This is a genomic window from Cryptosporangium aurantiacum (assembly GCF_900143005.1).
Taxonomy (GTDB): Bacteria; Actinomycetota; Actinomycetes; order Mycobacteriales; family Cryptosporangiaceae; genus Cryptosporangium; species Cryptosporangium aurantiacum.
Genome location: NZ_FRCS01000007.1, coordinates 44,808 through 70,631 on the forward strand (window position 1 = coordinate 44,808; position 25,824 = coordinate 70,631).

General features: G+C 71.6%; 27 protein-coding genes. 14 read left to right on the top strand and 13 right to left on the bottom strand.

The annotated features are described in order from the left end of the window. Nucleotides 1-61 precede the first annotated feature (61 nt). A complete protein-coding gene (locus BUB75_RS23025) occupies nucleotides 62-598 on the bottom strand; it encodes a hypothetical protein (RefSeq protein ID WP_073259867.1) in 537 nt (178 codons plus the stop codon). Between the two features lie 113 nt (nucleotides 599-711). Here BUB75_RS23025 and BUB75_RS23030 point away from each other — a divergent pair, with 113 nt between their 5' ends. Genes BUB75_RS23030 through BUB75_RS23040 form a run of 3 tightly spaced genes read left to right on the top strand, consistent with a single transcriptional unit; the run spans nucleotide 712 to nucleotide 4,198 of the window. Then, nucleotides 712-1,944 carry an acyl-CoA dehydrogenase family protein gene (locus BUB75_RS23030; protein WP_073259868.1) on the top strand — a complete coding sequence of 411 codons (1,233 nt, stop codon included), beginning with the start codon at nucleotides 712-714 and terminating at the stop codon, nucleotides 1,942-1,944. Next, the gene (locus BUB75_RS23035) at nucleotides 1,941-3,221 is read left to right on the top strand and encodes an LLM class flavin-dependent oxidoreductase (protein ID WP_073259869.1); all 1,281 of its coding nucleotides are present in this window, start codon (nucleotides 1,941-1,943) and stop codon (nucleotides 3,219-3,221) included. The genes BUB75_RS23030 and BUB75_RS23035 overlap by 4 nt, the downstream gene beginning before the upstream one ends. Next, complete coding sequence (locus BUB75_RS23040; protein WP_073259870.1) at nucleotides 3,218-4,198, top strand: LLM class oxidoreductase; 981 nt, start codon at nucleotides 3,218-3,220, stop codon at nucleotides 4,196-4,198. Before BUB75_RS23035 ends, BUB75_RS23040 begins: the two co-directional genes overlap by 4 nt. A 130-nt stretch (nucleotides 4,199-4,328) precedes the next feature. Here BUB75_RS23040 and BUB75_RS23045 read toward each other — a convergent pair whose 3' ends face one another. Continuing rightward, the gene (locus BUB75_RS23045) at nucleotides 4,329-4,982 is read right to left on the bottom strand and encodes a dihydrofolate reductase family protein (RefSeq protein WP_073259871.1); all 654 of its coding nucleotides are present in this window, start codon (nucleotides 4,980-4,982) and stop codon (nucleotides 4,329-4,331) included. Between the two features lie 276 nt (nucleotides 4,983-5,258). On the opposite strand from BUB75_RS23045, the gene BUB75_RS23050 reads away from it, so the two are divergent. After that, nucleotides 5,259-7,013, top strand: a complete 1,755-nt coding sequence (locus BUB75_RS23050; protein WP_073259872.1) for a putative bifunctional diguanylate cyclase/phosphodiesterase — start codon at nucleotides 5,259-5,261, stop codon at nucleotides 7,011-7,013. Then, nucleotides 7,010-8,587, top strand: coding sequence for a GGDEF domain-containing protein (locus BUB75_RS23055; protein ID WP_073259873.1), 1,578 nt, complete (start codon nucleotides 7,010-7,012; stop codon nucleotides 8,585-8,587). Before BUB75_RS23050 ends, BUB75_RS23055 begins: the two co-directional genes overlap by 4 nt. Before the next feature lie 141 nt (nucleotides 8,588-8,728). On the opposite strand, the gene BUB75_RS23060 is transcribed toward BUB75_RS23055, so the two are convergent. Then, on the bottom strand, nucleotides 8,729-9,538 hold the full coding sequence (locus tag BUB75_RS23060) for an SAM-dependent methyltransferase (protein ID WP_073259874.1): 810 nt from the start codon (nucleotides 9,536-9,538) through the stop codon (nucleotides 8,729-8,731). 201 nt (nucleotides 9,539-9,739) lie between these two features. On the opposite strand from BUB75_RS23060, the gene BUB75_RS23065 reads away from it, so the two are divergent. Further along, on the top strand, nucleotides 9,740-10,615 hold the full coding sequence (locus BUB75_RS23065; RefSeq protein ID WP_425430898.1) for a helix-turn-helix domain-containing protein: 876 nt from the start codon (nucleotides 9,740-9,742) through the stop codon (nucleotides 10,613-10,615). Between the two features lie 7 nt (nucleotides 10,616-10,622). Here the strand turns inward: BUB75_RS23065 and BUB75_RS23070 are convergent, their stop codons facing one another. The 4 genes from BUB75_RS23070 to BUB75_RS23085 all read right to left on the bottom strand — a co-directional run bounded on the left by BUB75_RS23070 (nucleotide 10,623) and on the right by BUB75_RS23085 (nucleotide 13,902). Then, complete coding sequence (locus BUB75_RS23070; protein WP_073259875.1) at nucleotides 10,623-11,291, bottom strand: CE1759 family FMN reductase; 669 nt, start codon at nucleotides 11,289-11,291, stop codon at nucleotides 10,623-10,625. Further along, complete coding sequence (locus BUB75_RS23075) at nucleotides 11,284-11,700, bottom strand: MarR family winged helix-turn-helix transcriptional regulator (RefSeq protein WP_073259876.1); 417 nt, start codon at nucleotides 11,698-11,700, stop codon at nucleotides 11,284-11,286. The genes BUB75_RS23070 and BUB75_RS23075 overlap by 8 nt, the downstream gene beginning before the upstream one ends. Beyond that, nucleotides 11,700-12,872, bottom strand: a complete 1,173-nt coding sequence (locus tag BUB75_RS23080) for an LLM class flavin-dependent oxidoreductase (protein WP_073259877.1) — start codon at nucleotides 12,870-12,872, stop codon at nucleotides 11,700-11,702. Before BUB75_RS23080 ends, BUB75_RS23075 begins: the two co-directional genes overlap by 1 nt. 178 nt (nucleotides 12,873-13,050) lie before the next feature. Further along, nucleotides 13,051-13,902 (bottom strand): alpha/beta hydrolase, encoded by an 852-nt coding sequence (locus BUB75_RS23085; protein WP_073259878.1) that lies wholly within the window; start codon nucleotides 13,900-13,902, stop codon nucleotides 13,051-13,053. 225 nt (nucleotides 13,903-14,127) lie between these two features. Between BUB75_RS23085 and BUB75_RS23090 the strand changes: the two genes are divergently transcribed. Both BUB75_RS23090 and BUB75_RS23095 read left to right on the top strand, forming a co-directional pair. After that, entirely contained in the window at nucleotides 14,128-14,484 is a 357-nt protein-coding gene (locus BUB75_RS23090; RefSeq protein ID WP_143175362.1) for a hypothetical protein, read from the top strand. Nucleotides 14,485-14,540: 56 nt separating this feature from the next. Next, complete coding sequence (locus BUB75_RS23095; protein ID WP_073259880.1) at nucleotides 14,541-14,942, top strand: hypothetical protein; 402 nt, start codon at nucleotides 14,541-14,543, stop codon at nucleotides 14,940-14,942. Here the strand turns inward: BUB75_RS23095 and BUB75_RS23100 are convergent. The 3 genes from BUB75_RS23100 to BUB75_RS23110 all read right to left on the bottom strand — a co-directional run bounded on the left by BUB75_RS23100 (nucleotide 14,939) and on the right by BUB75_RS23110 (nucleotide 17,060). After that, complete coding sequence (locus BUB75_RS23100; protein WP_073259881.1) at nucleotides 14,939-15,565, bottom strand: TetR/AcrR family transcriptional regulator; 627 nt, start codon at nucleotides 15,563-15,565, stop codon at nucleotides 14,939-14,941. The genes BUB75_RS23095 and BUB75_RS23100 overlap by 4 nt on opposite strands. A 95-nt stretch (nucleotides 15,566-15,660) precedes the next feature. Continuing rightward, nucleotides 15,661-15,855, bottom strand: a complete 195-nt coding sequence (locus BUB75_RS23105) for a ferredoxin (RefSeq protein ID WP_073260236.1) — start codon at nucleotides 15,853-15,855, stop codon at nucleotides 15,661-15,663. An 8-nt stretch (nucleotides 15,856-15,863) separates the two neighbouring features. Next, nucleotides 15,864-17,060, bottom strand: coding sequence for a cytochrome P450 (locus tag BUB75_RS23110; RefSeq protein ID WP_073259882.1), 1,197 nt, complete (start codon nucleotides 17,058-17,060; stop codon nucleotides 15,864-15,866). A gap of 39 nt (nucleotides 17,061-17,099) precedes the next feature. Between BUB75_RS23110 and BUB75_RS23115 the strand changes: the two genes are divergently transcribed. From BUB75_RS23115 to BUB75_RS23140, 6 genes are all read left to right on the top strand, one after another. Next, entirely contained in the window at nucleotides 17,100-17,408 is a 309-nt protein-coding gene (locus tag BUB75_RS23115) for a hypothetical protein (RefSeq protein ID WP_143175363.1), read from the top strand. 133 nt (nucleotides 17,409-17,541) lie between these two features. Beyond that, nucleotides 17,542-18,360 (top strand): IclR family transcriptional regulator domain-containing protein, encoded by an 819-nt coding sequence (locus BUB75_RS23120; protein WP_073259884.1) that lies wholly within the window; start codon nucleotides 17,542-17,544, stop codon nucleotides 18,358-18,360. Between the two features lie 76 nt (nucleotides 18,361-18,436). After that, a complete protein-coding gene (locus BUB75_RS23125) occupies nucleotides 18,437-19,588 on the top strand; it encodes a CaiB/BaiF CoA transferase family protein (protein WP_073259885.1) in 1,152 nt (383 codons plus the stop codon). Continuing rightward, the gene (locus tag BUB75_RS23130; protein ID WP_073259886.1) at nucleotides 19,581-20,399 is read left to right on the top strand and encodes a citryl-CoA lyase; all 819 of its coding nucleotides are present in this window, start codon (nucleotides 19,581-19,583) and stop codon (nucleotides 20,397-20,399) included. Before BUB75_RS23125 ends, BUB75_RS23130 begins: the two co-directional genes overlap by 8 nt. Then, nucleotides 20,392-21,258, top strand: a complete 867-nt coding sequence (locus BUB75_RS23135; protein WP_073259887.1) for a DODA-type extradiol aromatic ring-opening family dioxygenase — start codon at nucleotides 20,392-20,394, stop codon at nucleotides 21,256-21,258. The genes BUB75_RS23130 and BUB75_RS23135 overlap by 8 nt, the downstream gene beginning before the upstream one ends. Further along, nucleotides 21,255-21,614, top strand: coding sequence for a hypothetical protein (locus BUB75_RS23140; protein WP_073259888.1), 360 nt, complete (start codon nucleotides 21,255-21,257; stop codon nucleotides 21,612-21,614). Before BUB75_RS23135 ends, BUB75_RS23140 begins: the two co-directional genes overlap by 4 nt. 21 nt (nucleotides 21,615-21,635) lie before the next feature. Here BUB75_RS23140 and BUB75_RS23145 read toward each other — a convergent pair whose 3' ends face one another. From BUB75_RS23145 to BUB75_RS23155, 3 genes are read right to left on the bottom strand one after another with little or no spacing between them, the layout of a single operon-like run. Next, nucleotides 21,636-23,750, bottom strand: coding sequence for an iron ABC transporter permease (locus tag BUB75_RS23145; protein WP_073259889.1), 2,115 nt, complete (start codon nucleotides 23,748-23,750; stop codon nucleotides 21,636-21,638). Next, nucleotides 23,747-24,766, bottom strand: a complete 1,020-nt coding sequence (locus tag BUB75_RS23150; protein ID WP_084741616.1) for an ABC transporter substrate-binding protein — start codon at nucleotides 24,764-24,766, stop codon at nucleotides 23,747-23,749. Before BUB75_RS23150 ends, BUB75_RS23145 begins: the two co-directional genes overlap by 4 nt. 34 nt (nucleotides 24,767-24,800) lie before the next feature. Then, the gene (locus tag BUB75_RS23155; protein WP_073259890.1) at nucleotides 24,801-25,637 is read right to left on the bottom strand and encodes an ABC transporter ATP-binding protein; all 837 of its coding nucleotides are present in this window, start codon (nucleotides 25,635-25,637) and stop codon (nucleotides 24,801-24,803) included. Nucleotides 25,638-25,824: the final 187 nt, after the last annotated feature.

Sequence of the window (25,824 nt, forward strand, 5' to 3'; positions counted from 1 at the left end):
CGAAACAACAGACGCCCAGGGTCAGAAACACCACACCGTGCAGTTTCAGCGCGGGCACCCGTCAGGTGCGGAGGGGGCGGCCCTGGCCGTCTCGGGGGTTACCGGCCAGCAGCACGATCCCGTCGATCACGAACCACAGCCACATCGCCCCGTACACCCCGAACATCAGCAGCGGAAACAGCAGGAACGACAGGCAGACGGCCAGCCAGAACGACACCCATCCGACGAGCGTCGCGCCGATCTGCACGGCGCCGAGCGCGGTGTGGCCCGCGTAGAGCCGTCCGATGCCCCCGAGGCCGAGGAAGAACCCCGGCAGCATCTGCAGGAGCCCGGCCACCAGCTTGCTCTTGTCCGAGTACGGCAAGCCGGTGATCGGATCGACGCCGTAGCCGACCGGCGGGGCGTAGTGCGGCGGGTGGGGCCCGGGGTACGGCTGTCCCGAGTAGGGCGCGGCGGAGTAGGGCTGGGCGGAGTAGGGCTGGACCCCGCCGGCGTTCGGCGGCGCCGAGTACGGATACCCGGCGTGCGGCGGAGCCGATGCGGGATCTGCCGGGTACCAGGGATCGCGGTCATGAGGACCGGGGAGCGGCAGAGTCATAACCGCACGGTAGCCCCTGCGTGCACCCCGGGTCACCGGCCAAAACGGTCAGCGATGCATCGGCGAACGGGGAGCTCCTGTTCAGTAACCTACTAATCTGATAGATAAACTCTGTGACATCGACTTTCCTCGCTCCACCCACCGCCGACAGCGCTCGTCTGCACGAGGCCTTCGCGCCGGTCTTCGAACGCATCGCCAAGGACAGCGCCGACCGGGAGAACGGCCGCACGCTCGTCCACGAGCAGGTCCGGTGGCTCGTCGACGCGGGCTTCGGAACGCTGCGGATCCCGGTCGACCGCGGTGGCCTCGGCGCCTCGCTGCAGCAGACGTTCGAGCTGCTCACCGACCTCGGCGCCGCCGACCCCAACGTCGCCCACGTGTTCCGCAACCACCTCGCGTTCGTCGAGGACCGCCTCGCCGCCGCGGTGACCCCCGCCAACGAGGCATGGATCGCCCGGTTCCTGGCCGGCGAATTCGTCGGCGGCGGCTGGACCGAGGCGAACAACGGCACGCTGGACAACCTCAAGACCGTGATCACCCCGGACGGTGATCACTGGCAGGTGACCGGCGCGAAGTTCTACGCCACCGGCAGCCTGTACGCGGACTGGCTCGACGTGCTCGGCAAGGGCCCGGACGACGGTCCGCTCACCGCGCTGGTGCGGGTCGACCAGCCGGGCGTGCAGGTCGTCGACGACTGGGTCGGGTTCGGGCAGCGCGTCACCGGCAGCGGCAGCGCCACCTACGACCACGCCCGGATCGAGACCGACAACGTCATCCCGTACGCCGACCGCGCGCCCTACCTGGGCCACTTCTACCAGGAGGCGATGCTCGCGGCGCTGGCCGGCATCGCGGCCGCCGCGCACCGTGACGGGATCGAGGCGCTGAAGGCCCGCAAGCGGACCTACCGGCACGCGGTCACCGGTTCGATCACCGACGACCCCCAGTTACTACAGGTCATCGGTCGGGTCGGTGCGCTCGCCTACGGCGCGCGTTCCGCGCTCTCGGCCTCTGCGGCGACGCTCGACGCGATCGTCTCCTCCCGTCTCACCAACGATGCGGACGCTGTGCAGCGGCAACTCGTGGCCAGTAACGTCGCGATCTCGCAGGCCCAGATCGTCATCATCGAGCACACGCTGGAAGCCGCCACGATCGTGTTCGACGCGCTCGGGGCGTCCGGGGTCTCCGAGAAGCTGCGGCTGGACCGGCACTGGCGCAACGCCAGGACGCTGGCCTCCCACAACCCGCGCGTCTACAAGGAACGCCTGCTCGGCGATTGGTTCGTCAACGGCAGGAACCCGCTGCAGGCACTCACCGGGGCGTCGAGCCACGACGCGTCGCAGGCATGAGTGCCCGCGAGGGGCACGTCATCCTCGGCGTGAACACGCTGGTCCTGGGGTACCTGCCCGCGGCCTGGCAGTGGGACGCCCGGCTGACCCCGGATGCGCCCACCGACCCCGGGTACTGGCAGCGGATCGCCGCCACCGCCGAGCGAGCGACGCTCGACGCGTTCTTCCTTGCCGACGGGCCCGCGCTGGGCGATCCGTCCTACGACGCGAACGTCAGCAAGCTCGAGCCGACGATCAACTGGGCGCACCTGGCGGCAGCCACCGAGCACCTCGGGCTGATCGCCACCGCGTCGACGACGTTCAACGACCCGTTCGAGCTGGCCGAGCGGCTGCTGTCGCTGGACCATGTCAGCGACGGCCGGGCCGGATGGAACATCGTCACGACCCGGCACGGTGCCGCGGCGGGCAACTTCGGCCTGACCGGGCTGCCCGAGCGGAGCGACCGCTACGAGCGCGCGGTGGAGTTCGTCGACCTCGTCGTCGCGCTGTGGGAGTCCGCGCGCACCGGCGTCGACGTGGACCACGCGGGGGAGCACTTCACGCTGCGGGGTCGCCTGCGCGTGCCGCCGTCGCCGCAGGGGAAGCCGGTCCTGTTGCAGGCGGGCGGCTCGGAGAAGGGACGCCGGCTGGCCGGTACCCGCGCCGACGGCGTGTTCGCCGCCGAGCTCACCAAAGAGGGCGCGATCGAGCACTACAACGAGGTCAAGCAATACGCGGCGGACGCCGGCCGGGACCCGGACACGGTCAAGATCCTCCCCGGCGTCCTGTTCAGCCTCGGCAGCACCGAGGAGGAGGCACGCAGGCGCAGCGACGCGCTGCACGACCTGGGGCCGTCGGTCTACTCCGCACAGTGGCTCTCCGGCGCGCTCGGCATCGACGCCACCACGCTCGACCTGGACGCGCCGTTCCCGCCGGAGGTGCTGGCGCAGGCGGCCGACCCGGCGTTCCAGGGCGGCAGCATCGGGTTCCGGCAGTCGATCGTGAAGCAGATCCGGGCGACGAACCCGACCGTGCGCGAGTACCTCAAGCAGACCCGCTACACCGGCTCCGGGCACCACGGCTTCGTCGGTACGCCCGAGCAGTTCGTCGACCACATCGAGGACTGGTACCGGTCCGGCGCGATCGACGGGTTCAACCTCCAGCCCGACGTCCTGATCGACGGCCTGGAGGTGATCGCGGACGAGGTCGTGCCGCTGCTGCGCAAACGCGGCCTGTTCCGCCACGAGTACGAGACCACCACGCTGCGCGGCCACTTCGGCGGATCGGATGTCGCATGAAGCCCATCGGTGTCGCCCTGACCGGTAGCCACCTGCTCGAACTGCTCGCCGACCCGGCGCCGGTGCGGGCGCTGGACGGCAGCGGGTTCGCGGTCGCGGTGGCCGGGATCGACCGGATCGGCGATTCGTTTCCGGGCCGTTCGACGGTCTCCGCGCCGGGCCGCCGAACGATCGAGTCGACGATCGCGGTGACGTTCCTGGCCGAGCGCGCGCCTCGGCTGGGGTGGCTCGCGGCCGCTGCCGTGCACCGTGACCACCCGTACAACCTGGCGCGGCGCGTCGCGTCGCTCGACCACCTCGCCCGTGGCCGGACCGGTCTCGCGCTCGGGGTCCGGGACTGGTACGCGCCGGACGGTGGCACGGTGTGGGGCGGCGCCGGGCTGACCGAGGGTGTCCCGATCGGGGCCGAGACGGCGCGTGGTGCGGCGGCGGCGATCCGGGGGCTGTGGCAGAGCTGGCCCGCGGACTCGATCGTCGCCGACCGCGAGACCGGGATCTACGCGCGTGCCGAGCGGATCCGCCGGATCGACCACCACGACGTGTTCGACGTCGAGGGTCCACTGACCGTGCCGACGACGCGCCAGGGCACCCCGGTGCTGGCGTGGCGCGTGCCCGAGGCCGCCGTTGGGGCGGAGGTGCCTGCGGACGTGGTGATCCGGCCGGTCGACGGCGCGCTTCCGGCGGGGTATGCGCCGGCGGTGCCGCTGCTGGCCGAGATCGTGGACGACGGGACCCGGGCGGCGTCGCTGCTCGCCGACGAGCGGGTCCACGGCGTCCTGCTACGACCTGGTGACACCGAGGACCTGGCCGATTTCCTCGACCGGGCCGGCGCGTGGCTGCGGACGGTCCCCGGTGCGCCGGTCGCGGCCGGCGGGGCGTGGACGCTGCGGGAGCGGCTGGCTCTGCCCGCACCGGCGCCGCTGCTCGCTGACGCGCGTCCGGCGTTCCGGGCACCGAGCCCCGAACTGGCGCGCTGACCCCGGAGAGCTACTGGCCGACACCGGAGCAGCGTTCGGCGCCCTGCCGATCCCGGCGGCGTCGAGGTCGCGCTGCACCACGGCCACGGCGTGCCGTAGCCGTGCGGCCGCGGCATCGTCCAACGGCTCGTCAGCCATCAGCGCCCGTGCGGGTGAACGTCAGGTGTGTAACTCCGGTGGGGGAGACCATGGTCTCGATCGTGTAGTTCCGGTCGAAGTCCTCCAGCCCGTCCCAGAGCCGCACTCCCCGCCCGAGCAGGATCGGGACCACGACCACGTGCAGATGGTCGACGAGCCCGGCGGCGAGGAAGTCGCGGAGCATGCTGGGACCGCCGCCGATACGGACGTCCAGCCCGCCCGCGGCCGCGCGCGCCGCCTCCAGCGCTTCGGCGGGCGGCGCGTCGAGGAAGTGGAACGTCGTGCCGCCGTCCATCTCGAGCGACGGGCGCGAGTGATGCGTCAGGACGAAGACCGGGGTGTGGAACGGCGGGTTGGGGCCCCACGGACCGTGCCAGTCCGGGTCCGAGTGCCATCCGGGCGGCCCGAACTTCCCGGAACCCATGATCTCCGCGCCGATGCCGACCGAGAACAGCCGCGCGAACGCGTCGTCGATGCCGCCGGTCCCGCCGGGTCGCCCCAGCAGTTCGTGGCCCCACCGAGTGGCGAACATCCACTCGTGCAGCCGTTCGCCGGCGTGACCGAACGGTGCGTCGAGGCTCTGCCCGTCACCGGTGCCGAAACCGTCGAGGGAGATCGAGAAGTTCTGGACGCGGACGAGAGACAAGGCTCCTGCTCCTTCGCGACTCGGCGGGCAGGCCCGGAGGCCCCCGATCCTAGAGCCGCGATTCGAGCTCGCCGCCGCCGTTTCCGGTGACGGCGGGGTCGGCGGCCGCCCGCACCGGTTCACCCGCGCAGGCAGGCCTGCGGTCGCGTCGGTGGCGCGGTGGGTGAGGCCGTGGATCTTCGTGACCTCGGACACGAGGTGACCCGGATTCCTCCGGTAGGGCCACTGCCCGCCGATCACCCCGACGTGGGGCGCACTGCGGGGACAGGAGGGGCGATGCGCGTACGGTTCGGGCCGCATCCCTCGGTGATCGCCTCGCGGCGCGCGATGGCCCGGCTCGCCGCGGTCTGTTACCTGACCGGCGGGCTGGTCGGGTTCCTCACCGCCTGGCTGGTCCCCGCCTGGGAAGATCGTGCCGCGGCACTGGCCGTCTCGTCGGTCGCGCTGATCGGCGGTGTCCTGCTCGTCCTCTGCGGCGAGCGGCTGTCCGTCCGGGGCTTCTACGGCCTGGTCTTCGCGACGCTCGCCCTGCTGGCGCTGCAGATGTCGTCCCAGCGCGGTCACGCGGAGGCAACCGCTGCCGCGCTGCTCCTGCCGCTGCTGTCGATGTTCGTACACGCGTTCTTCGACCGCCGCGCCACGCTGCTCGCCGACGCCGGGATCGTCGGGCTGATCGCGCTCGCCCAGTTCGCCTGGTCGGCGCTGCCGGTGGCGATCGCCGCGACGCTGGTCTGCGTCAACGGGGTCGTCGCTGCGGTCACCGGATGGCTGGTCCGCGCGGCGGCCGAGGCGGACATCGATTTGCTCACCGGGCTGCCGAACCGCCGCGGGCTGGTCCGCGCGCTGCGTGTCAAGCTCGCCGCCGACCGCGACGGCACGCCGCTGACGCTGGCCCTGCTCGACGTCGAACAGCTCGTCGACAGCGCCGCCCGCCGCGGCCCCGCGGCCGCCGACGACCTGCTGCGCGGGCTCGGCCAGACGTGGTCGGCCGAGGCCGGTCCGGCCGTGGTCGCCCGCTACGGCGACACCACGTTCGCGGTGCTGGTCACCGGCGGGGTCACCGCGACGACCGCGCTGCTGGAACGGCTCCGCGCCGCCGCGAGCACCGCGGGCGGCTTCCCGGTCGGCACCGCCGGACACTGCGCCGGCGACACGTCCGCCCTGCTCACCGGCCGCGCCGAGAGCGCGCTGTCGGAGGCACGGCGGACCGGCGGCAGCAGCACCGTGCACTACGAGGACACCGCGGGTGTGGCGTCCCAGCTCACTGCCGCACTGACCGCGGGCGAGTTCACCGTCGTCTACCAGCCGATCGTCGACGCGGCCGAAGGCCGCGTCACGGGCGCGGAGGCACTGGTCCGGTGGATCCGGCCCGGCCTCGGCCCCGTCCCCCCGAACGACTTCATTCCGGACGCCGAGCGCAGCGGATTCATCCGGGTGCTCGACCGCTGGGTCCTCCGGACCGCGTGCCAGGCGGCGGCGTCCTGGCCCCGCCACGTCGCCACGAAGGTCACCGTCAACGTCTCCGGCCAGGAGCTGGACCAGCCCGACTACTACGATCAGGTCGTCGCGGCGCTGGCCGACTCCGGGCTGCCCGCCGACCGCCTCGTCCTGGAGGTCACCGAGAGCACGCTGGACGCCGACTCCGCCGCGGCGCTTGACGTGCTGCGCCGCCTGCGGGCACTCGGGATCCGGATCGCGATCGACGACTTCGGCACCGGGTACTCGTCGCTGAGCCGGCTGCACCGCCTCCCGGCCGACATCCTCAAGATCGACCGGTCGTTCGTGGCCGTGCTGGGCCCCACCGACCAGGAGGCGCCGGTCATCGCCGCGATCACCGCGCTGGCCCGGACGCTCGGCCTGCGGACGGTCGCCGAAGGCGTCGAGGAGCCGCACCAGGCCGCGCTGCTGCGGCGGTACGGCTGCGACGAGATCCAGGGCTGGCTCTACGGCCGCCCGGGGGACCCCGAACTCATCGGTGCGGCGCTGGCCGGGCCGCGTACCCCGAACCACCTGCTGACGGGCAATCGATGACCGCCGCCGCACAGCCGACCGGGATCGCCCCGGAAGCGATCGTGCGCGTGCTGCGCTCCGATCGTGTGATCCGCCGGGCCGCGCTGCTCGGGCTCTGCTGGCTGGCCTGTTTCGCGGTGCTGACCTGGCGGAGCCAGGACGCCCCCGGGCTGGCGAAGTTCACCGCGAACATCGCCTACCTGGTGCCGGTGATCGTGGTCGCGGTCACCGGGTGCCGGGCGGCCTGGCGTCGCAGGCACGCCAACCGGATCGGCAGGGCGTGGGTGCTGTTCGCCTGCTCCGGCGTGCTGTGGCTGGCCGGCGAGGTGATGTGGAGCTACCGGGCGTACACCGCGCCGGACGATGAGACCTATCCGTCGCCGGCTGACGTCTTCTACATCCTGAGCGGCCTGCTGATCCCGATCGGCCTGCTGGTCGCGTTCCGCAGGGCCGGTGCCCCGCGGAGCCGGCGGATGCTGCTCGACGTCACGCTGGTGGCCCTCGGCCTGGCGACGCTGGGCTGGCAGGTGCTCGTCGCACCGCAGGTCGACGACAGCGACGGGTTCAGCCGCCTGATCACGGTCGCGTACCCGCTCACCGACATAGCGATCCTGGTGTGCCTGGTGTCGCTCGGGCTGTCCGGCCACGACCGGCTCCCGACGTCGGTGCGCCTGGTCGGCTGGGCCTACCTGGTCTGGGCCGTTGTCGACTGTGGCTACACCTACCAGACGATCAACGACAGCTACGGCGACACCAGCTGGCTGAACCTCGGTTACCAAGTGGGCGCGATCGTGCTGACGCTCGGCGGACTGGTCGCGCTGCGCTACCCGGAGAAGGAGGCGGTACCCGCGGTGATCGGCCGCGATCTCACGATCGTCCCGCTGCTGGTCGCCGCACTCGCCGCCTGGGCGGTGGTGGCCGCCCAGATCGCCGCGGCGGACATTCCGTTCGTGCCGGTGGTGGTCGCTGCCGTGATCGTCGCCGGGCTGCTGTACCGGCAGCTGCTGGTGACCCGGGACCGCACCCGGCTGGCCCGCGAACTGCGGGACGCGCTGGCCGAGCAGGCCCGGCTGGCGGTGACCGACCCGCTGACCGGCCTGCACAACCGGCGGTTCTTGCAGGACGCCCTCGACCGCGAGGTCGCTCGGGCCCGCCGCTCCGGGGCGCCGCTGAGCCTGGTCGTGCTGGACATCGACCACTTCAAACGGATCAACGACGCCTACGGGCACGCCGCGGGCGACGCCGCGCTGGTGCAGGCAGCCCAGCGTCTGGGTGCGGTGGCGCGGGCCGGTGACGTCATCGCCCGGCACGGCGGCGAGGAGTTCGCCTGGCTGCTGCCGGACACCCCGGAGCAGGGCGCGGCGGAACTCGCCGAGCGGCTGCGGGCGGCGCTGGCCGGTGCGCCGGTCGTCCTGCCGGAGACCGGTCCGGTCGAGATGAGCGGATCGCTGGGCGTGGCGACGCTGCGCGGCACCGACGACGCAACGGCTCTGATGCGGGACGCCGACCGCGCGCTGTACCGGGCGAAGGAACACGGCCGGAACCGGGTCGTCCTCGCGCCCGCCCAGCGGGTTCCGCTGTCCACCGCCGGATAGTCGGTCGAGCCGCCGGAGCGGGGTGTGGCACGCTCCGGCGCAGGGCGATCGTCCACCATCGGCCGGGCACCGGACGCCACCGCCGTCGACGTGGTGCGGGTGATCGCGCCGTCGGACGCGGCGCCGGCACCCGGCCGGGCCTCAGCCGATCCGGCCCACCCCACCGAACAGGTAGACGTCCGGGACGTCGAGCTCGTCCGCGTCGGGTCGCCAGCGAGAGCAGGACACGACGCCGGGCTCCAGCAGTTCCAGCCCGTCGAAGAAGCGCTCGAGCTCCACCCGGGTGCGGGCCCGGATCGGGGTGCCGCCCCGCTCGGTGGTCTCGCGCATCACCCGCAGCATCGGCTCACCGTGGATCTCGGCGGTGGAGTGGGTCAGCACCAGGTAGCTGCCCGGCGCGAGCTTCGACACCAGCCGGGCGACACCCGGGTACGCCTCGTCGTCGTCCATGATGTGGTTGACGACGCCCAGCAGCATCAGCGCGACCGGACGGCTGAAGTCCAGCGTCCGCTCCGCGGCGGCGAAGATCGCCTCGGGGTCGCGCAGGTCGGCCTCGACGTAGTCGCTCGCGCCCGCCGGCGAGCTGACCAGCAGCGCGCGGGCGTGGACCATCACCAGCGGGTCGTTGTCGACGTACACCACCCGGGCGGTCGGGTCGAGCGACTGCGCGACCTCGTGGGTGTTGTCCGCGGACGGCAAGCCGGTTCCGACGTCGAGGAACTGGGTGATCCCGGCGTCGCGAACCAGGTACCGCACGACGCGCTTGAGGAACGCGCGCTCGGCCCGCGCGCCGAGCGGGATGTCGGGGATGTGGGCCAGCACCTCGTCACCGGCCGCGCGGTCGGCGGCGAAGTGGTCCTTGCCGCCGAGCCAGTAGTTCCAGATTCTCGCGGAGTGCGGAACGCTGATGTCGATCTTCGTGTCGGCGGGGAGGCCGGTCTCCTCGGTCATAGAACGCAACTCCGCTTCCTCTGACAACGGTGCGTGCCAACTCCGATCACGGCCATTGAACCGCGCCGGTTCGACTCGCGCGCGTGCGGGGCCGCACGGGTCCCCAGTATGTCCACATGCGACAGCACGGTCGGAGAGCGGGGTGGCGGGTAGGTCTCGGCTGCGGACTATGCTTGTCCGCACAACCTGACGAGAAGGCGGCTGGTGAATACACCGCAGTCGAACGGTGGGCCGATCGCGCACCGCATCCAGGTCGGTGCGCAGCTACGACAACTGCGGGAAGCGCGGGGGCTGACCCGCGCCGAGGCGGGCTGGGCGATCCGCGGCTCCGAGTCGAAGATCAGCCGGATCGAGCTGGGCCGGGTCGGCTTCAAGGAGCGGGACGTCGTCGACCTGCTCCGCCTGTACGGTGTGGAGCCCGGGGAGGAGCACTCCCGCCTGCTCGCGCAGGTCCGTGAGGCCAACGCGCCCGGCTGGTGGCAGGGGTACTCCGATGTGCTCGCGCCCTGGTTCCAGAACTACCTCGACCTGGAGCAGGCGGCCGAGCTGATCCGGACCTACGAGGTCCAGTTCGTACCGGGGCTGCTGCAGACCGAGGCGTACGCCCGCGCGGTGATCAACCTGGGGCACGGCTCGCGGGCGCGGGACGAGATCGACCGCCGTGTGGAGCTGCGGATGGCCCGCGCGACGGTCCTCACCCGGCCCGAGCCGCCGCGGCTGTGGGCGGTGCTGGACGAAGCGGTGCTGCGGCGGCCGATCGGCGGGGCCGACATCCTGCGCGGGCAGATCGAGGCGCTGCTGGCGGCGACCGACCTGCCGAACGTCCGCCTGCAGGTCATTCCGTTCCGCGCGGGCGGTCACCCGGCGTCCGGCGGGGCCTTCAGCATCCTGCGCTTTCCGCACCCGGACATGTCCGACGTCGTCTATCTCGAGTACCTCACCAGCGCGCTCTACCTGGACAAGGAAGAGGACGTCGACCTGTACGCGGCGGCGATCGGCCAGCTGTTCATCGAGGCCGAACCGCCGCAGCGGACGCCGGACCTGCTCCGCGCCGCCCTCCGCGACCTGGCGCGCTAACCGGCGGTCAGTTCGCCGAGCCGCCGGTCGCCAGCCGCATCAGGTCCGAGTCGAGGTTGATCGACACCTCGGTCCCGCCCGCGCTGCCGAACTCGTGCTGGTAGCTATGCCAGGACTCGCCCCGGATCTCCTGCGCGAACCCGCTCTCCATCAGCACGACGAGCTCCAGCGCCGCGCGGTCGACGCGCTTGTTCAACGCCGGGTCGTTCCAGTCCTCGGTGGATGCGAACAGCGAGGTCGGCACCGCCACGGTCCGCAGGTAGGCGAAGAGCGACCGCAGCTGGTCGTCGACGACGAGCGCGTGGCGGGCGGTACCCGCGGTGGCGGCCAGCACGACCGGCTTCGCGATCAGCAGGTCGTTGTCGAGCACCTGGAAGAACGACGTGAACAGGCCGCTAGCGCCCGCCTTGTAGACCGGCGTGCTGGCGACGATGCCGTCCGCCTCGCCGAGCGCGGTGATCGCGGCTCGGAGCTTCGGCCCGATCAGCTGGGAGATCATCGCGGTCGTGATCTCGGTGGCGAGCTGACGCAGGTCGACGACCTGGACGGCCACCGTGTGGCCGCGCCGGCCGGTGAGCGCGCTGACGCGCTCCGCGGTGCGGTCGGCCAGCAGCCGGGTGGACGACGGGTCGCTGGTGCCCGCGGTGACGACGACGAGCGAAAGGTTCTTACTCATGTCCGAGCTTCCTGCCGATGGTCTCGAGTTGGTGCAGTTCATCCGGGGTGAGTCGCTCGCGCAGGGCCCGGCTGACGCCGCGGGCGTGCGCCCGTCCGACCCGGCGCTGGAGGTCCCGGCCGGCCATGGTGAGCGAGAGCCGGACCCCGCGGCCGTCCGCGGGATCCGGGCAGCGCTCGACGTACCCGCGCTCGACCAGGCGGTCCACGAGGCGGGAGAGCGCCGGCTGGCTAAGCAGCACGTGCCGGGACAGTTCGCCGATGCGCTGCGGCCCGGGGCACTTGGACAGCGTGTAGAGCACGTCGTACTCGCGCATGGAGAGGCCCTGCCAGACGTCCTCGGCCGCGAATTGCTTCATCAGCCGGGCGTGGGCTTCGAGCAGGGCCTCCCATGCCCCGTTGGCGGTCATTAGCCGGCCTGGACCGCGTCGGTGTCCTGGTACGGCGAGCCACCGGTGACGTTGTCGCCGCGGTTCGCGTTCGGCCGCGGCTGGCGGACCGGGCCGTCGCCGTACTTGGCCTTCACCAGGCTCTGGTGGGTCGGGGCCTCGGGCACCTCCGGGTCGCGCTTGGCGGCCAGCTCCTTGCGCAGCACCGGCACGACCTCGCCGCCGAGCAGCTCTAGCTGGTTCAGCACCATCTTCAGCGGCAGGCCGGCGTGGTCGATCAGGAAGAGCTGGCGCTGGTAGTCACCGAAGTGCTCGCGGAACGTCAGCGTCTTGTCGATGACCTCCTGCGGGCTACCGACGGTGAGCGGCGTCTGGTCCGCGAAGTCCTCCATCGTCGGGCCGTTGCCGTAGACCGGGGCCTCGTTGAAGTACGGACGGAACTCCTTGACCGCCTGCTGCGACCGCTTCGCGATGTACGCCTGGCCACCGAGGCCGACGATCGCCTGCTTCTCGGAGCCGTGGCCGTAGTGCGCGTAGCGCTGGCGGTAGAACGTGATCAGCCGCATGTAGTGCTCCTTCGGCCAGAAGATGTGGTTGGCGAAGAAGCCGTCCCCGTAGTAAGCGGCCTGCTCGGCGATCTCGGGGCTGCGGATCGACCCGTGCCAGACGAACGGCGGCACGTCGTCGAGCGGGCGCGGCGTGGACGTGAAGCCCTGCAGCGGCGTCCGGAACTTGCCCTCCCAGTCCACGACGTCCTCACGCCACAGCCGGTGGAGCAGGTTGTAGTTCTCCAGACCCAGCGGCAGGCTCTGGCGGATGTCCTGGCCGAACCAGGGATACACCGGTGCGGTGTTGCCGCGCCCGAGCATCAGGTCCATCCGGCCCTTCGACAGGTGCTGCAGCATCGCGTACTCCTCGGCGATGCGCACCGGGTCGTTGGTCGTGATCAGCGTCGTCGACGTAGTGACGATCAGCCTCTCGGTGAGCGCGGCGATGTGCGCGAGCAGCGTCGTCGGCGCGGAGGAGAAGAAGGGCGGGTTGTGGTGCTCGCCGATCGCGAAGACGTCGAGCCCGACCTCCTCGGTCTTCTTGGCGATCTGCACGATCGCGTCGATCCGCTCGGCCTCGCTCGGCGTCTCACCGGAAACCGGGTCGCGCGTGATGTCGCTGACCGAGAACACCCCGAACTGCATGGCCGTCTCCCTATGCTCACTTACCGTAACCTCTATGCGTTTGCATGCACCACAACCCTACGGGCGGAAGAGGCATTCCCTGAGCCGTTGAGACCTGGGCCACGGGGGGCAAGCAGGAGCGGGCGCGTTCGGGCGACCTATGGCCTGCCTGAACGCGCCCGCTCGCGGGTGATAGGGCTCAGCGCAGGTTGCGCTGGCGGACCTCCCAGTCGGCGTCCCGGCAGAGGCCGCACGCCGCGCCGACGAACTGCGCCGCAGCGGTCTGGCTGCCCTTGAGCTGCCAGTCCAGCCACGCGGTGCCGACGATCGCGAACTCGCCGCCGTTCGGCTGGCCGTACGTGCCGAAGTGTCCGGCGCCGTTCAGCGCGCCGAAGAACGCCGGGGTGGCCGCGGGCAGCTTGCCGAAGTCGTCCACCGCGTTCGCGTACGCGATGTCGCTCGGACCGCCGTTGATGTAGGCCACCGGCCGGGTGAGGTTACGCAACCCCAGCTTCGCGCCGGTGCCGAACAGCCCGCTGTTCCAGACGACGGTCGTGGTGATCCGGCGGTCGCCGGAGACCTCGATCGCCTCCAGCCCGCCGCACGACTGGCCCATCACGGCGATCTTCGTCGTGTCGAGCTTGCCGCGGTACTTGCTGCCCAGCCGGCTGTTCTCCCGGATCGCCCAGTCGATGCTCTGGGTGAGCCAGGAGGCCTGCGTCTGGCCGCTGCCGCCGGGGAGACCGTTCGCGACGACGAGGTACCCGCGCGACGCGATCTCGGACAGGAAGTTCTCGAACCACGTGCCGTCGGCCCGGCACGCTCCGTTGCCCCAGACGACGATCGGCAGCCGCGGCGCGGTGGTCAGGTCGGCCGGGCGGTAGATCGTGTGGTTGCGCAGCGTGGCGTCGGTCTCGTACCGGGCGGGGTACGGGCCGGAGCCGGTGGCCGCTGCGCTCGGGGCCGGCGCGAACCCGGCGCCGGTGAACACGGCGACGGTGAGGGCCGCGACGGCGACGAGTAATCGCCGGGGGAGTCGGGACGCTCTCATGGGACCTCCTCTGGTCGCGATCGTCATCGGACAGTTGCCGTGACGATCGGCGCTGATGGCAATCGCATCGTCCGCCGCGACGGCCGGAGAATCGTCGCCGGTCCTGACAAATGGGCAATTCTGCCGATGCCGCTACCCACCCGGACTCATGTCCTCGAGCACGTTCACGGCCGGGTGGTTCTGGTTATCCCCGGAACAGGTGCTGTCGTCCCCCGGGGAGTCGATGTGAGCGCGTACTTATTGGCTGTAGTCCTGCTCGGCTACGCGGGCTTCCAGGTGGCCCGGCGGGCGTACGACTCGCGGGTCGTGCCGCACTGGACCACCGCGGCGGCCGCCGGAACCGGGGCGCTGCTGCTGGAGGGGTACGCGCTCACCGCCGTCCTCGGCAGCAGCCTGGATTGGACCTACCAGGTGATCACGTTCGTCCTGTTCGCGCTGATCGCCCCGACGACGATCGCCTGGGCCATCGTCGGGTCGCTCTGGCTGCGGCACCGGGCGCGGGAGGCGGCGCCGGGCGGTGCGCACCGGCGTACCGCGGAGTCGCTGATGAACGCGCCGACCCAGCGAATGCGCCACATCTGACGTCACCCGCCACCCCGTAGGCTCCCGAGGGCGGACCGGACCGGGGAAGGGCGTGCGTGGAGCTCTCGACGCTCGGCCAGGCGGCGGGCATGTTCGCCGCGACCAACGTCGACGACCTGCTCGTCCTCGCGGTGTTCTTCGGGCGGGCCGCCGGCCGCCGGGGCGGCGTCCGGGGGGTCGTGGCCGGGCAGTACCTCGGCTTCCTGGGCATTCTCGCGGTGGCGGTGGTCGGGTCGCTCGGCGCAGGCCTGCTTCCGGACGCGGTGGTCCCGTACCTGGGCCTGTACGCGGCGGTGTTCCTGGTCGGCGTCGGGGTGTGGTGCGCCGCGGGATGGTTCCTGGCCACCCGGCCGCTGGTGGCCGCCGCGCTGGCCCGCTGGGGCCACGTCGTCCTGCCGGTCGTGCTGATCGGCATCGGGCTGGTGATCCTGATCGAGGGCGGCGCGTTCGGGCTCTAGAACGAGGACTCACGGGCTTCGGCGGCGCCCACGAGGTGCGGCCACACCCGTGCCGCGAGCTGCTCGGGAGTGTCCGGCGTCTCGTGCCGCAACCAGTCGACGACGATGCCCACGATCGCGCCCGCGATCAGCGCGTACGTCGGGTCGTCGGGCGGGGTGCCCGGCGCACCGGTGACGCGCGGCGTGATCTGCGCGGCGAACCGCAGGTTCGCACGGGTGGCGGCCCGCAGCCGGTGCACGAGGTGGTTGATCACCCGGGCGCTGCCGTCCGGCCCGAGCAGCGAGCGGTAGAGCGGCGCGTGCGTGGCGAAGTGCGAGAACACCGGGACCAGCGGGTTGTCCGGCGGGTCGGGCTTCTCCACCAGCCCCGGATCGGCCATCGGCAGGCCCTCGACCAGCTGGTCGAACAGCAGGGTGCACGCCGAGGCCGCCAGGTCGTGCACGTCCACGTAGTGCTCGTAGAACGTCGAGCGGCTGAGCCCGGCCTGCTTGGTGATGTCGGAGACCGAGATCTGCGCGAGGTCCTGCTCGGCGACGAGGTCCAGGAGCGCCCGTTCGAGCGCCTGCCGCGAGCGCCGTGCCCGGGGATCCTTGGGCGGCGTAGGCCCACCGCTGCTCGACACGCTGCTCCTCGTCCCGGCCGATCCGTCCCGGCCGACCCGCTCCGCGCCGATGGTACGCCGAGCGGATCGGGCCCGGCCGGGGAGGATTGAACGGCTTACTCGTCCGTCAGCTGCAGCGCCGCGGTCGGGCACCCGACGACGGCCGCGCGGGCGGCGTCCACCTCACCGGGCGGAACGTCGTCGACGAGGACCACCAGCCCGCCGTCGTCGTCGATCTCGAACAGCTCCGGTGCCGCGGCCTCGCAGAGGCCGAGACCGGTGCACTTCGCGAAGTCCACGAGGATTTTCACGGTCACCCTCACCGAATCCGGAGCGGGAGCTTCTCCCAGCCGCGGACCGTCGAGGTCGAGGAGAGCCGGGCGTTCGCCAGATCGACGTCCCAGGTGGGGAACCGCTTCAGCAGTTCCTCCAGCGCGACCCGGCCCTCCAGCCGGGCGAGCGCGTTGCCCAGGCAGAAGTGGATGCCGCCGCCGAAGGCCATGTGCTGGACGTCTCGGCGGTGGATGTCGAACGTCTCCGGGTCGGGAAATCGCTCCGGGTCCCGGTTGGCCCCGGCGATGATCGCCATCATGATGCTGCCCTGCGGGACGGTGGTGCCGTGCACCTCGACGTCCCGGGTGACGTACCGGCACATGAAGTGACCCGGCGCCTCCATCCGCAGGATCTCCTCGATCGCACCGGGGATCAGCGTGGGGTCGGCGACCAGCTCCGCCCGCTGGCCGGGGTTCTCGGCGAGCAGCTTGGCGGTCCAGCCGATCAGCCGGCCGGTGGTCTCGTTGCCCGCGCCGGCCAGCACGGTCACGTAGAGCACGACCTCCTGCCGGGTGAGCTTGCGGACCGTGCCGGTCTCGTCTTCGAACTCGACCTGCAGGAGCTGGCTGATGATGTCGTCGGACAGGTTTTCCGCACGCCAGTCGACGTACTGCGCGAACGCCTCGCCGTCGAGCAGCGTCTGGTCGGCGCTCATCGGTGCGCCCGCCTCGGTGCGCAGCGATTCGTCCACCGCGTCCCGGACCGCCTCCTGCTCGGCCTCCGGGATGCCGAGCAGCATCCCGATCGCCCGCATCGGGACCTGGGCGCCGAGCTCGGCGATGATGTCGAACTCCGACGCGCCGACGAGCGGGTCGAGCGACCGCACGCAGAAGTCACGGATCTGCGGTTCGAGGGCGATGATCCGCTTCGGCGTGAAGATCCGGGACAGCAGGCGCCGGTGTAATGGGTGGACCGGCGGGTCCTCGAAGATCAGGACGCCGGACGGCACCTCCATGTCGGCCTGGATCAGCTCCAGGATGTCGCCCTTCGCGCTGCTGTACGTCTCGTGGTCCTGCAGCACCGCCGAGACGTCCGCGAACCGGCTCACCGCGTAGAAGCCGATCTCGGCGTTGTGGTAGAGCGGCGCCTCCTCGCGGAGCCGGCGGTACACCGGATACGGGTCGCTCACGATGTCTTGGTCGTAGGGGCTGAAGTGCACCTCGCCCGTGGCGGTCGCGGTCACGAAGTCTCCCGGTTTCTCCGACAACTGTCGGAGAACACGATGACAGGACTCATCGGTGACCGCAATAGGTTCGATTTGGACATCCCGGTCGGCGAAAAGGGCGGCCCGCGGTGGCGGGCCGCCCCTCGTTCAGGCCGGTTCCGGACGCGCGAGCACCAGCAGCACCGCGATCAACGTCAGGACGACGCCGGTCGCCGCGGCGGTGAGACCGTGCTGCGGGTGCTGATCGGTGAGGTTCCGCCGCTGACCGTGCGGGCGATGCTCGCCGCGGTGCTGGTCGCGACCGGCGGGCCGGACGGGGGTGTCGTGACCGCGGACCTGCCCCTCGACGTGCTGCCGGACGCGTGACGGTGTTCACTGTGCGGACGATTGTCCGCTAGCCGCCGCGCGTGACTGCGGCGGTGCGCGGCGGCAGGTGTGAGACGGTAGGTGTGCGCCGGACACCACGGTCCGGTGGACAGGTGTCCGGAGGAACGACGAGATGGCGAACCGTGGAACCGGGCCGGACTTCGTCGAGGCCCTCGCCCGAGGGCTGGACGTGCTGGCGTGTTTCGACGCGCGGCGGCCGGTGATGTCGCTGAGCGAGGTGGCGGCCGCGACCGACCTGGCCCGTCCGACCGCGCGCCGGCTGCTGCTGACGCTGGAGGAGATGGGGTACGTCCGCACGGCCGAGGGCGGCGGGTTCGCGCTCACGCCGAAGGTGCTCTCGCTGGGCATGGCGTACGTCAGCTCGCAGGGGCTGTGGGACATCGCCCGGCCGCACCTGGAGCGTCTGGTCGCCGCGACCGGGGAGTCCTCGTCGATGGCGCAGCTCGACGGCTCGGACATCGTCTACGTCGCCCGGGTGTCGGTGCCGAAGATCATCACGCTGCGGGTGGACATCGGCACCCGGTTCCCGGCGGCGCAGACCTCGCAGGGCAAGGTGCTGCTGGCCGGGCTTCCGCCCGCCGAGGTGGAGCACGTGCTGGCGGAGCCCAGCCGGGCGGGGTTGCCGCCGTACACCGGACGCGACGCCGGGGACTTCGCGGCGGAGCTGACCGAGGTGCGGGCGCGGGGTTGGGCGCTGGCCGACGAGGAGCTGGCGCCGGGGGTGCGGTCGGTGGCCGCGCCGGTACGCGACGGTTCGGGACGGGTCCGCGCGGCGATGAACGTGACCGTGCACGCGGCCGAGACGCCGCTGGAGACGCTGCTCGACGTGCACCTGCCACGGCTGTTGCGAGCGGCCGGGGACGTGAGCGCGGAGTGGGCGCTCTGGCAGTCCCGCCCGCACGTCGAGGTTAATCGCTCACAGACGGCGTGAGCGCCGTTCTTGACAGGGCGGAGCGGCGCGCGCAGAGTAGCGGACAAGTGTCCGTATAGCGGTTAGGGGTGGTCGAGTGGCCGCACAGCAACCGAGTGGGCCCCTCGCGGGCGTCGTCGTCGCGGACTTCTCGCGGGTGCTGGCCGGGCCGTACGCGACGATGCTGCTCGCGGACCTCGGAGCCGAGGTGATCAAGGTCGAGGGGCCCGGCGGCGACGACACCCGCGGCTGGGTGCCGCCGACCCGGGGTGACGTCGGCACGTACTTCCTGGCGGTGAACCGCAACAAGCGGTCGATCGCGCTGGACCTGAAGGACCCGTCCGACCGCGAGGTGGCGCACGCGCTGTCGGCGCGGGCGGACGTGTTCATCCAGAACTTCAAACCGGGCGGGTTGGCGCGCTTCGGGCTGGACTACGACGCGGTCCGCGGCCGTAATCCCCGGACGATCTACTGCTCGATCAGCGGTTTCGGCGCCGGCGGTGGTGCGGCGCTGCCCGGTTATGACTTGCTGGTGCAGGGGATGTCCGGGTTGATGAGCCTGACCGGCGCGCCGGACGGCCCGCCGTTCCGCGCCGGGATCTCGGTGTTCGACGTGATGACCGGCCTGCAGTCGGTGATCGGGATCCTCGCCGCGCTGCACCACCGGGACCTGACCGGCGAGGGCCAGCACGTCGAAACGAACCTGCTGTCGACCGCGCTGTCCACGTTGGTGAACCAGACCTCGGCGTACGTGGCCGGGGGAGTGGTGCCGACCCGGATGGGCAACGCGCACCTGAGCCTGTTCCCGTACGAGCCGCTGCCGACCGGCGATGGCGAGCTGATCGTCGTCGCGGGCAACAACGGGCAGTTCCGGCGGCTGGCCGAGGTGCTCGGGCATCCGGAGTGGGCGGACGACGACCGGTTCGACACGGTCGGCAAGCGCAACGACAACCGCGAGGAGCTGCGTCCGCTGCTGGTGGCGGCGCTGGCGGCGAAGAGCGCGCAGGACTGGTTCGGGATCCTCACCGAGGCCGGGCTGCCGTGCGGGCCGATCAACACCGTCCAGGGCGGCGTCGAGCTCGCCGAACGTCTGGGGCTGGAGCCGGTCGTCGAGGTCGAGGGTGTGCCGAGCGTGCGGAACCCGATCGGGCTCTCGGCCACCCCGCCGAGCTACCGGCTCCCGCCTCCGGCGCTCGACGAACACGGCGACGAGATCCGCCGGTGGCTCGCGGAGGTCCCTCGTGCCTGAATATCCCACCGCGCTCGGCGCGTCGAGCAGGCACACGATCACGCTGCTCGGCCAAGACCTCGCCAACGACGTGATGGGCCACGTGGGGTTCGGTGAGCTGGCGTTCTGGCTGGCCACCCAGCGCCGTCCCACACCCCACGAGACCCGCGTCTTCGAGGCGGTGCTCGCGGCGCTGGCCGACCACGGGTTCACCCCGACCGCGATCGTCACCCGCCTGACGTACCTGTCGGCGCCGGACTCCGTGCAGGGCGCGCTGGCCGCCGGGCTGCTCGGCGGCGGTTCGCGCTTCCTCGGCGTCACCGAGGACTGCGGACGGTTCTTGCACGACGTCGTCGTGAACGCGGAAGCCCTGCCGACGGACGACGAAGGCTGGGACGCCCTCGCGCGGGAAACCGTCACCGCGCAGCGCGAAGCGAAAAAGCTCATTCCCGGCCTCGGGCACCACGTCCACAAGGACGGCGACCCGCGCACGCCGCGGCTGTTCGCGATCGCGGCCGAGGAGGGCCTCTACGGCCCGCACCTGAGCCTGTTCGCCGCGATCGGCCGCGTCCACCCGGAGATCCTCGGCAAGAGGCTGCCGCTCAACGGCGCCGGGGTCTGCGGCGCGGCGCTGGCCGACCTCGGCCTGCCGCTGGAGCTGCTGCGGGGCTTCGCGCTGCTGGCTCGTACCGCGGGACTGATCGGACAGCTAGCCGAGGAACTCCGGCATCCGGTCGCGAACGACGTCTTTCTCTCGGTAGACCTCAACAACCGGTCCGTCGCTCCCCCCATCGATGAGCTCAAGTCCTACGGAGGCAGCCACCATGGCTGAACTCGTCGCGGTGATCGCGTCCACCCACCATCCGTTCTACTACAAGACGAGCACGCTGCCCGAGGAGGAACGTCCGCCGTTCGCCGCGGAGTGGATCAGCAAGATCCAGAACTTCCGCGAGACGCTCACCAGAGCGCGCCCGGACGTCCTGGTGATGGTCGGCTCCGACCACTTCCATCAGCTGTGGCTGGACAACATGCCGCAGTTCCTGGTCGGCAAGGCGCCGGTCTACGACGCGAACTGGTACAACGAGGAACGCGAGTTCGGGCTGCCGCGGATGCGCCTGGCCGGCGACGAGGCGTTCAGCCAGCACATCCTCCGCGAGGGCCTGGACGCGGGCTTCGACCTGGCGTTCAGCAACGAGCTGCGGATCGACCACAGCATCACGTGCCCGATCATCACGCTGCGGCCCGAGGCCGACCTGCCGATCGTCCCGATCTACACGAATATCTTCGCGCCGCCGCTGCCGCAGCCGAAGCGGTTCGTGCAGCTCGGACGCACGATCCGGGAGCTGGTCGAGTCGATGCCGGGCAACCAGCGGGTCGCGGTGGTCGGCACCGGTCACCTGTCGCTGGAGCTCGGCGGGCCGCGGCAGTTCGGACCGACCGGGCCGGACCCGGAGTTCGATCGCAAGGCCGTCGAGTGGATCGCGTCCGGCGACATCGAGGGTTGCCTGGCGGAGGTGACGCTCGACAGCCTGCACCTGCCGGGTAACGCGACCCACGGGTTCATGGATTTCATGCTGATGATGGGCGTCGCGGGTGAGGGCGCGAAGGCCGACTACGTGGAGACCGTCGACCTGTTCCACACGATGGAGGCCTACTTCACCTGGTACCCGAAGGGGGTCGAGTCGCTGTGAGCAAGTACCTGATCAACAAGTTCCTGTTCACGGTCGACCGCGATCCCGACCTGGTCGCCCGGTACAAGGCCGACCCGGCCGGCACGGTGGCCTGGTGGGAGGCCGAGAAGGCCAACGAACTGCTCAACTGCACCACCGCCGAGCGTTCGACCTATCAAGCCTTTGCGGACGACGAGCGCGAGGCGCTCGTCGCCCAGGACCACGTGCGGCTGTTCGAGATGGGTGCCCACCCGTTCCTCACGCTGACGCTGTTCATCGCGATGTTCGAGCACGACCACGAGCCGCTCGGCTACGTGAAGGCCTACGCCGCGAAGATGGAGCACCTCACGCTGCCCTATCCGGACATCGCCACGTAGATCCCCGGGGGGACCCGGGCCTCACGCGGAGGCCCGGGCCTTCCAGAGCAGCCAGATGAAGTACGGCGCGCCGATCATCGCGGTGACCAGACCGGCCGCGAGCTGCGACGGCGCGATGATCGTGCGGCCGACCGTGTCGGCCACGCTCACCAGCACCGCACCCAGGCCGATCGCCACCGGCACCGACCGGGAGTGCCGCGACCCGACCAGCGCCCGCGCCGCGTGCGGCGCGACCAGGCCGACGAACGCCAGCGCTCCCACCGCGCACGCCGCGGCCGCGGTGAGCACGGCCGCCAGCGTCAGGTACGCCAGCCGGGCCCGGTTCAGCGGGACGCCGAGCACCCGCGGGACGTCCTCGTCGAGCGCGATCAGGTCCAGCGTCCGGGCGCCGACCAGCGTCAGCGGCAGGGCCACCAGCAGACACAGCGCGACCGGCAACACTTGGCTGATGCTGCGCCCGTAGGTGGAGCCGGCCAGCCAGGTGAGCGCGAGGTTCGTGTTCCACGGCGAGACGACGACCACGATCAGCGTCGTCAGCGCCAGAGCGCCGGTGCTCATCCCGATGCCGACCAGCACGATCCGGTCGGACGACAGACCACGACCGGCGGCGAGCCAGTACACCAGCGCGAACGTGCCGAGCGCGAAGAGCGTCGCCACGCCCATCACCGGCCAGATCCCGACGCCGGGCACCAGCAGCACGAGCGAGACCGCGCCGACACCCGCGCCCGGCGTGACGCCGAGCAGGCTCGGTTCGGCCAGCGGGTTGCGGCAGATCGCCTGGACGATCGATCCGGCCAGAGCCAGCGCGGCACCGCCGAGCAGTCCTGCGAGGATCCGGGGCCAGCGCTGGTCCAGGACGAACGTCACCTCGCGACCGGACGCGCCGCGGGCCCAGTTCACGACGTCGCCGAGCAGCACGAGCCGGTCGCCCAGCAGCAGCGCGGCGACGAACGCCCCGACCGCGGCGACCGCCAGCGTCACCCCGACCGCGGCGACCCAGCCGCGGGAGCGGACGGTCCCGGAGGCACCCCGCGTCGGGGTCGCGGCCGGTCCGCCGTCCCGCAGCCGCCGCGCCAGCCAGACCACGAGAGCCGCACCGGCGAGCGACGTGAGGATCCCGGTCGGGACCACGATGCCCCTCGCGGCCGGGACCAGCAGGCGCAGCAGCACGTCCGCGCCGACGACGACGAGCGCACCGACCAGCCCGGCGAACGGCACCAGGACCAGGTGGTTGCCCAGACCGGGCACGCGGCGTGCGGTCAGGCGCGCGAGCACCGGCGCGCACAGCCCGACGAACCCGATCGGACCGGCGACGGTCACCGCGATCGCGGCGAGCAGTACCGCGAGCACGACCGCGATCACCCGGGTCCGGCGGACGCCGACGCCGAGCACGCGCGCGGAGTCGTCGCCGAGGCCCAGGACGTCGAGCCGGTGGACGAGCAGCAGCACGGCGAGCACGCCCAGGACCACCACCGGCGTCGCCATCGCGACCTGGCGGATCCCCGACTGCACGGTGCTCCCGCTGCCCCAGGCGAACAGGCCGACGGTGTTCTGCTGGAAGAGCATGAGCAGGACGAGCGTCAGCGCGTTCAGCGCCAGCGCGACCGCCTGCCCGGCGAGGATCAGCCGGGTGGGTCCGGCGGCGCCTCCGCGCGCGACCAGCAGCACGAACGACGAGGCCGCGAGCCCTCCGATGAACGCGATCAACCCTCGCAGCCCGAACGGGAGCGACACACCGGCGGCCGCGACGGCCACCACCGACACCCAGGCCCCGGCGTTGACCGCGAGCGTGTCCGGCGACGTCAGCGGGTTGCGCGCCACCGACTGGAGCACCGCACCCGAGATGCCGACGGCGACGCCGACCAGCACGGCCGCCGCGAGCCGCGGCGCCCGGCTGGCGAGCAGGACCGCGACGGCCTCACCGCGGTCTCCGTGGTCAGAGGCCCAGGGGAGCAGCGCGCGGAAGAGCTCGTCGATGCCCAGCCGCGCGGTGCCCTGCATCAGGTGGATCGCGGACAGGACCGCGAGCAGCACCAACGCGAGGGCGAACGCGACCGTGACGCGCAGGGGCCTGCCCCCGGCCGAGAGGTCGGGGGCAGGCGCCGCCTGCGGCGGCGAGACGGCGGTTCGGGTCACGCCTTCGCGAGCGAGTCGACGATGGCGTCGACGTAGGCGCCCGCCGACGCCGGACCGCCGAACATCCAGATGCCGTCCGGGATGCGGTGGAGGTTGTCGCCGGACTTGACGAACGGCAACTGCTTCCAGACCGCGTTGGACGAGAGTGCCTTGATGATCGCGGAGCTGGCGTCACCGTCGTTGGACACGTAGAGGAACGCGGTCTTCGGGTCGGTGATCTTGGTCAGGCCCTCGAGGTCGGTCTGCGCGAGGCCGTAGTCCTTGTCGCCGCCGGACGGCCACTGGTTCTTCAGCCCGAGGTCCTCGCCGATCGCGCCGAAGAACGAGCCCGGGGTGTACAGGCGGATCGACACCGTGCCGGAGTCGATCCAGCCGTCGGCCATCACGAACGGCGCACCGGCCTTGCCGGCCTTCTCCAGCGCCGCCTTGCCCTCGGCGATCTTCTTGTCGTAGCCGGCGAGCAGCTCCTCGCCCTTGTCCTCGGTGCCGGTGATCTGCGCCAGCGTCGTGACCGTGCGGCGCATGTACGCGACCGGGTCGGCGGCGTCCGAGCCGCGCAGCGCGAGCACCGGCGCGGTCTTCTCGATCTGCGAAAGGACGTTGGCCGGGATGTCGGTCACCGAGACGACCAGGTCCGGCTTGAGCGCGGCGATAGCGTCCAGGCTCGGCTCACCACGGGTGCCGACGTCCGGCGTGGCCGGGTCGAGCGCGATGCTCTTGTCCCACTGGTTGTAACCCTTGACGTCGGCGGCGCCGACCGGCTTCACGCCGAGCGCGAGCAGCGTCTCGGTGAGGCCCCACTCGAGCGACACGACGTTCACGGCGGGCGCGTCCAGGCGAACCGTGCCGCGCTCGTCCTTCACCTCGACCGGTCCGGACGAGGCCTTCGCGGTCGCGCTGGCGTCGTCGCTCGCGTCCTCGGTGGTGCCGCAAGCCGCCAGGAGCAGGGCGGTCAGCGCCGCGGCAACCGTCGTCGTGAGCGCTCTGCGCGCGCCGCGGCGGGATGTGGTGAGCATGGCTGTCCTTCGGTTTCGAGGGTTCAACAGGGGTTCAGCGAAGTGCGCGTGAACGCGTGGTGTGCCGGCCGACGGGCCGGGTGCGCACGCGTCCGGACTCATCGACGTCGACGTCGATACGGAGGCCGTAGACCTCGGTCAGCAGGTCCGCGGTGAGGACCTCGGCCGGCAGGCCGGCCGCCCGGACGGTCCCCTTGTGCAGGAGGACGACGCGGTCGGCGACCGCGGCGGCCTGGTCCAGGTCGTGCAGGACGACGCCGACCGCCACCTCGTGCTCGTCGGCGAGGTCGCGGACCGTGTCCAGCGTCTCGACCTGGTAGCGCAGGTCGAGGAACGTCGTCGGTTCGTCGAGCAGGACGACGCCGGTGTCCTGGGCGAGGCAGGTGGCCAGCCAGACGCGCTGGAGCTCGCCACCGGACAGCTCGTCGACCGGGCGTTCGGCCATCGGGTCGACACCGGTGATCCGCATCGCCCGCTCGATGACGTCCGGGCCCTCGGCGTCACCGCTGCCGAACCGGCCGCGGTACGGGTGGCGTCCATACGCGACGACGTCCCGGACCCGCACACCGCCCGGGGTGGGCCGCGACTGCGTGAGCAGCGTCACGCAACGCGCGAACTGCTTGGGATGCAGTGCGGCGACGTCGACGTGTTCGTTCCCCTCGCTCAGCGTGACTGTGCCCGCCTTCGGGGAGTGCAGGCGGGCGAGCGACCGCAGCAGCGTCGACTTGCCGGATCCGTTCGGCCCGACCAGCGCGACCACTTCACCGGCGTGCAGCTCCAGGTTCGCGTCCTCGACGACCGTCCGGCCGTCGTACGCGAGCGTGAGGTCGGCGCCCGTGAGGGCCGACGGATGGGTTAACGCGGAGTGCATGAAGGTGAGGCTAACCTAAAGGTCGGGCGCCAATGTTAACGACCTGGTGACTCTGCCCCGGCGCGGTCGGCGGCGCCTACGATCTAGGGAGTCACTCTGCTGTCTTCGATCGCGGGAGGGCGCGTGCGGATCAGCAGTGCACAGACGTGGAGGCGGTAGCGGTTGTCTCGCCACCGTCCTCGGTAGC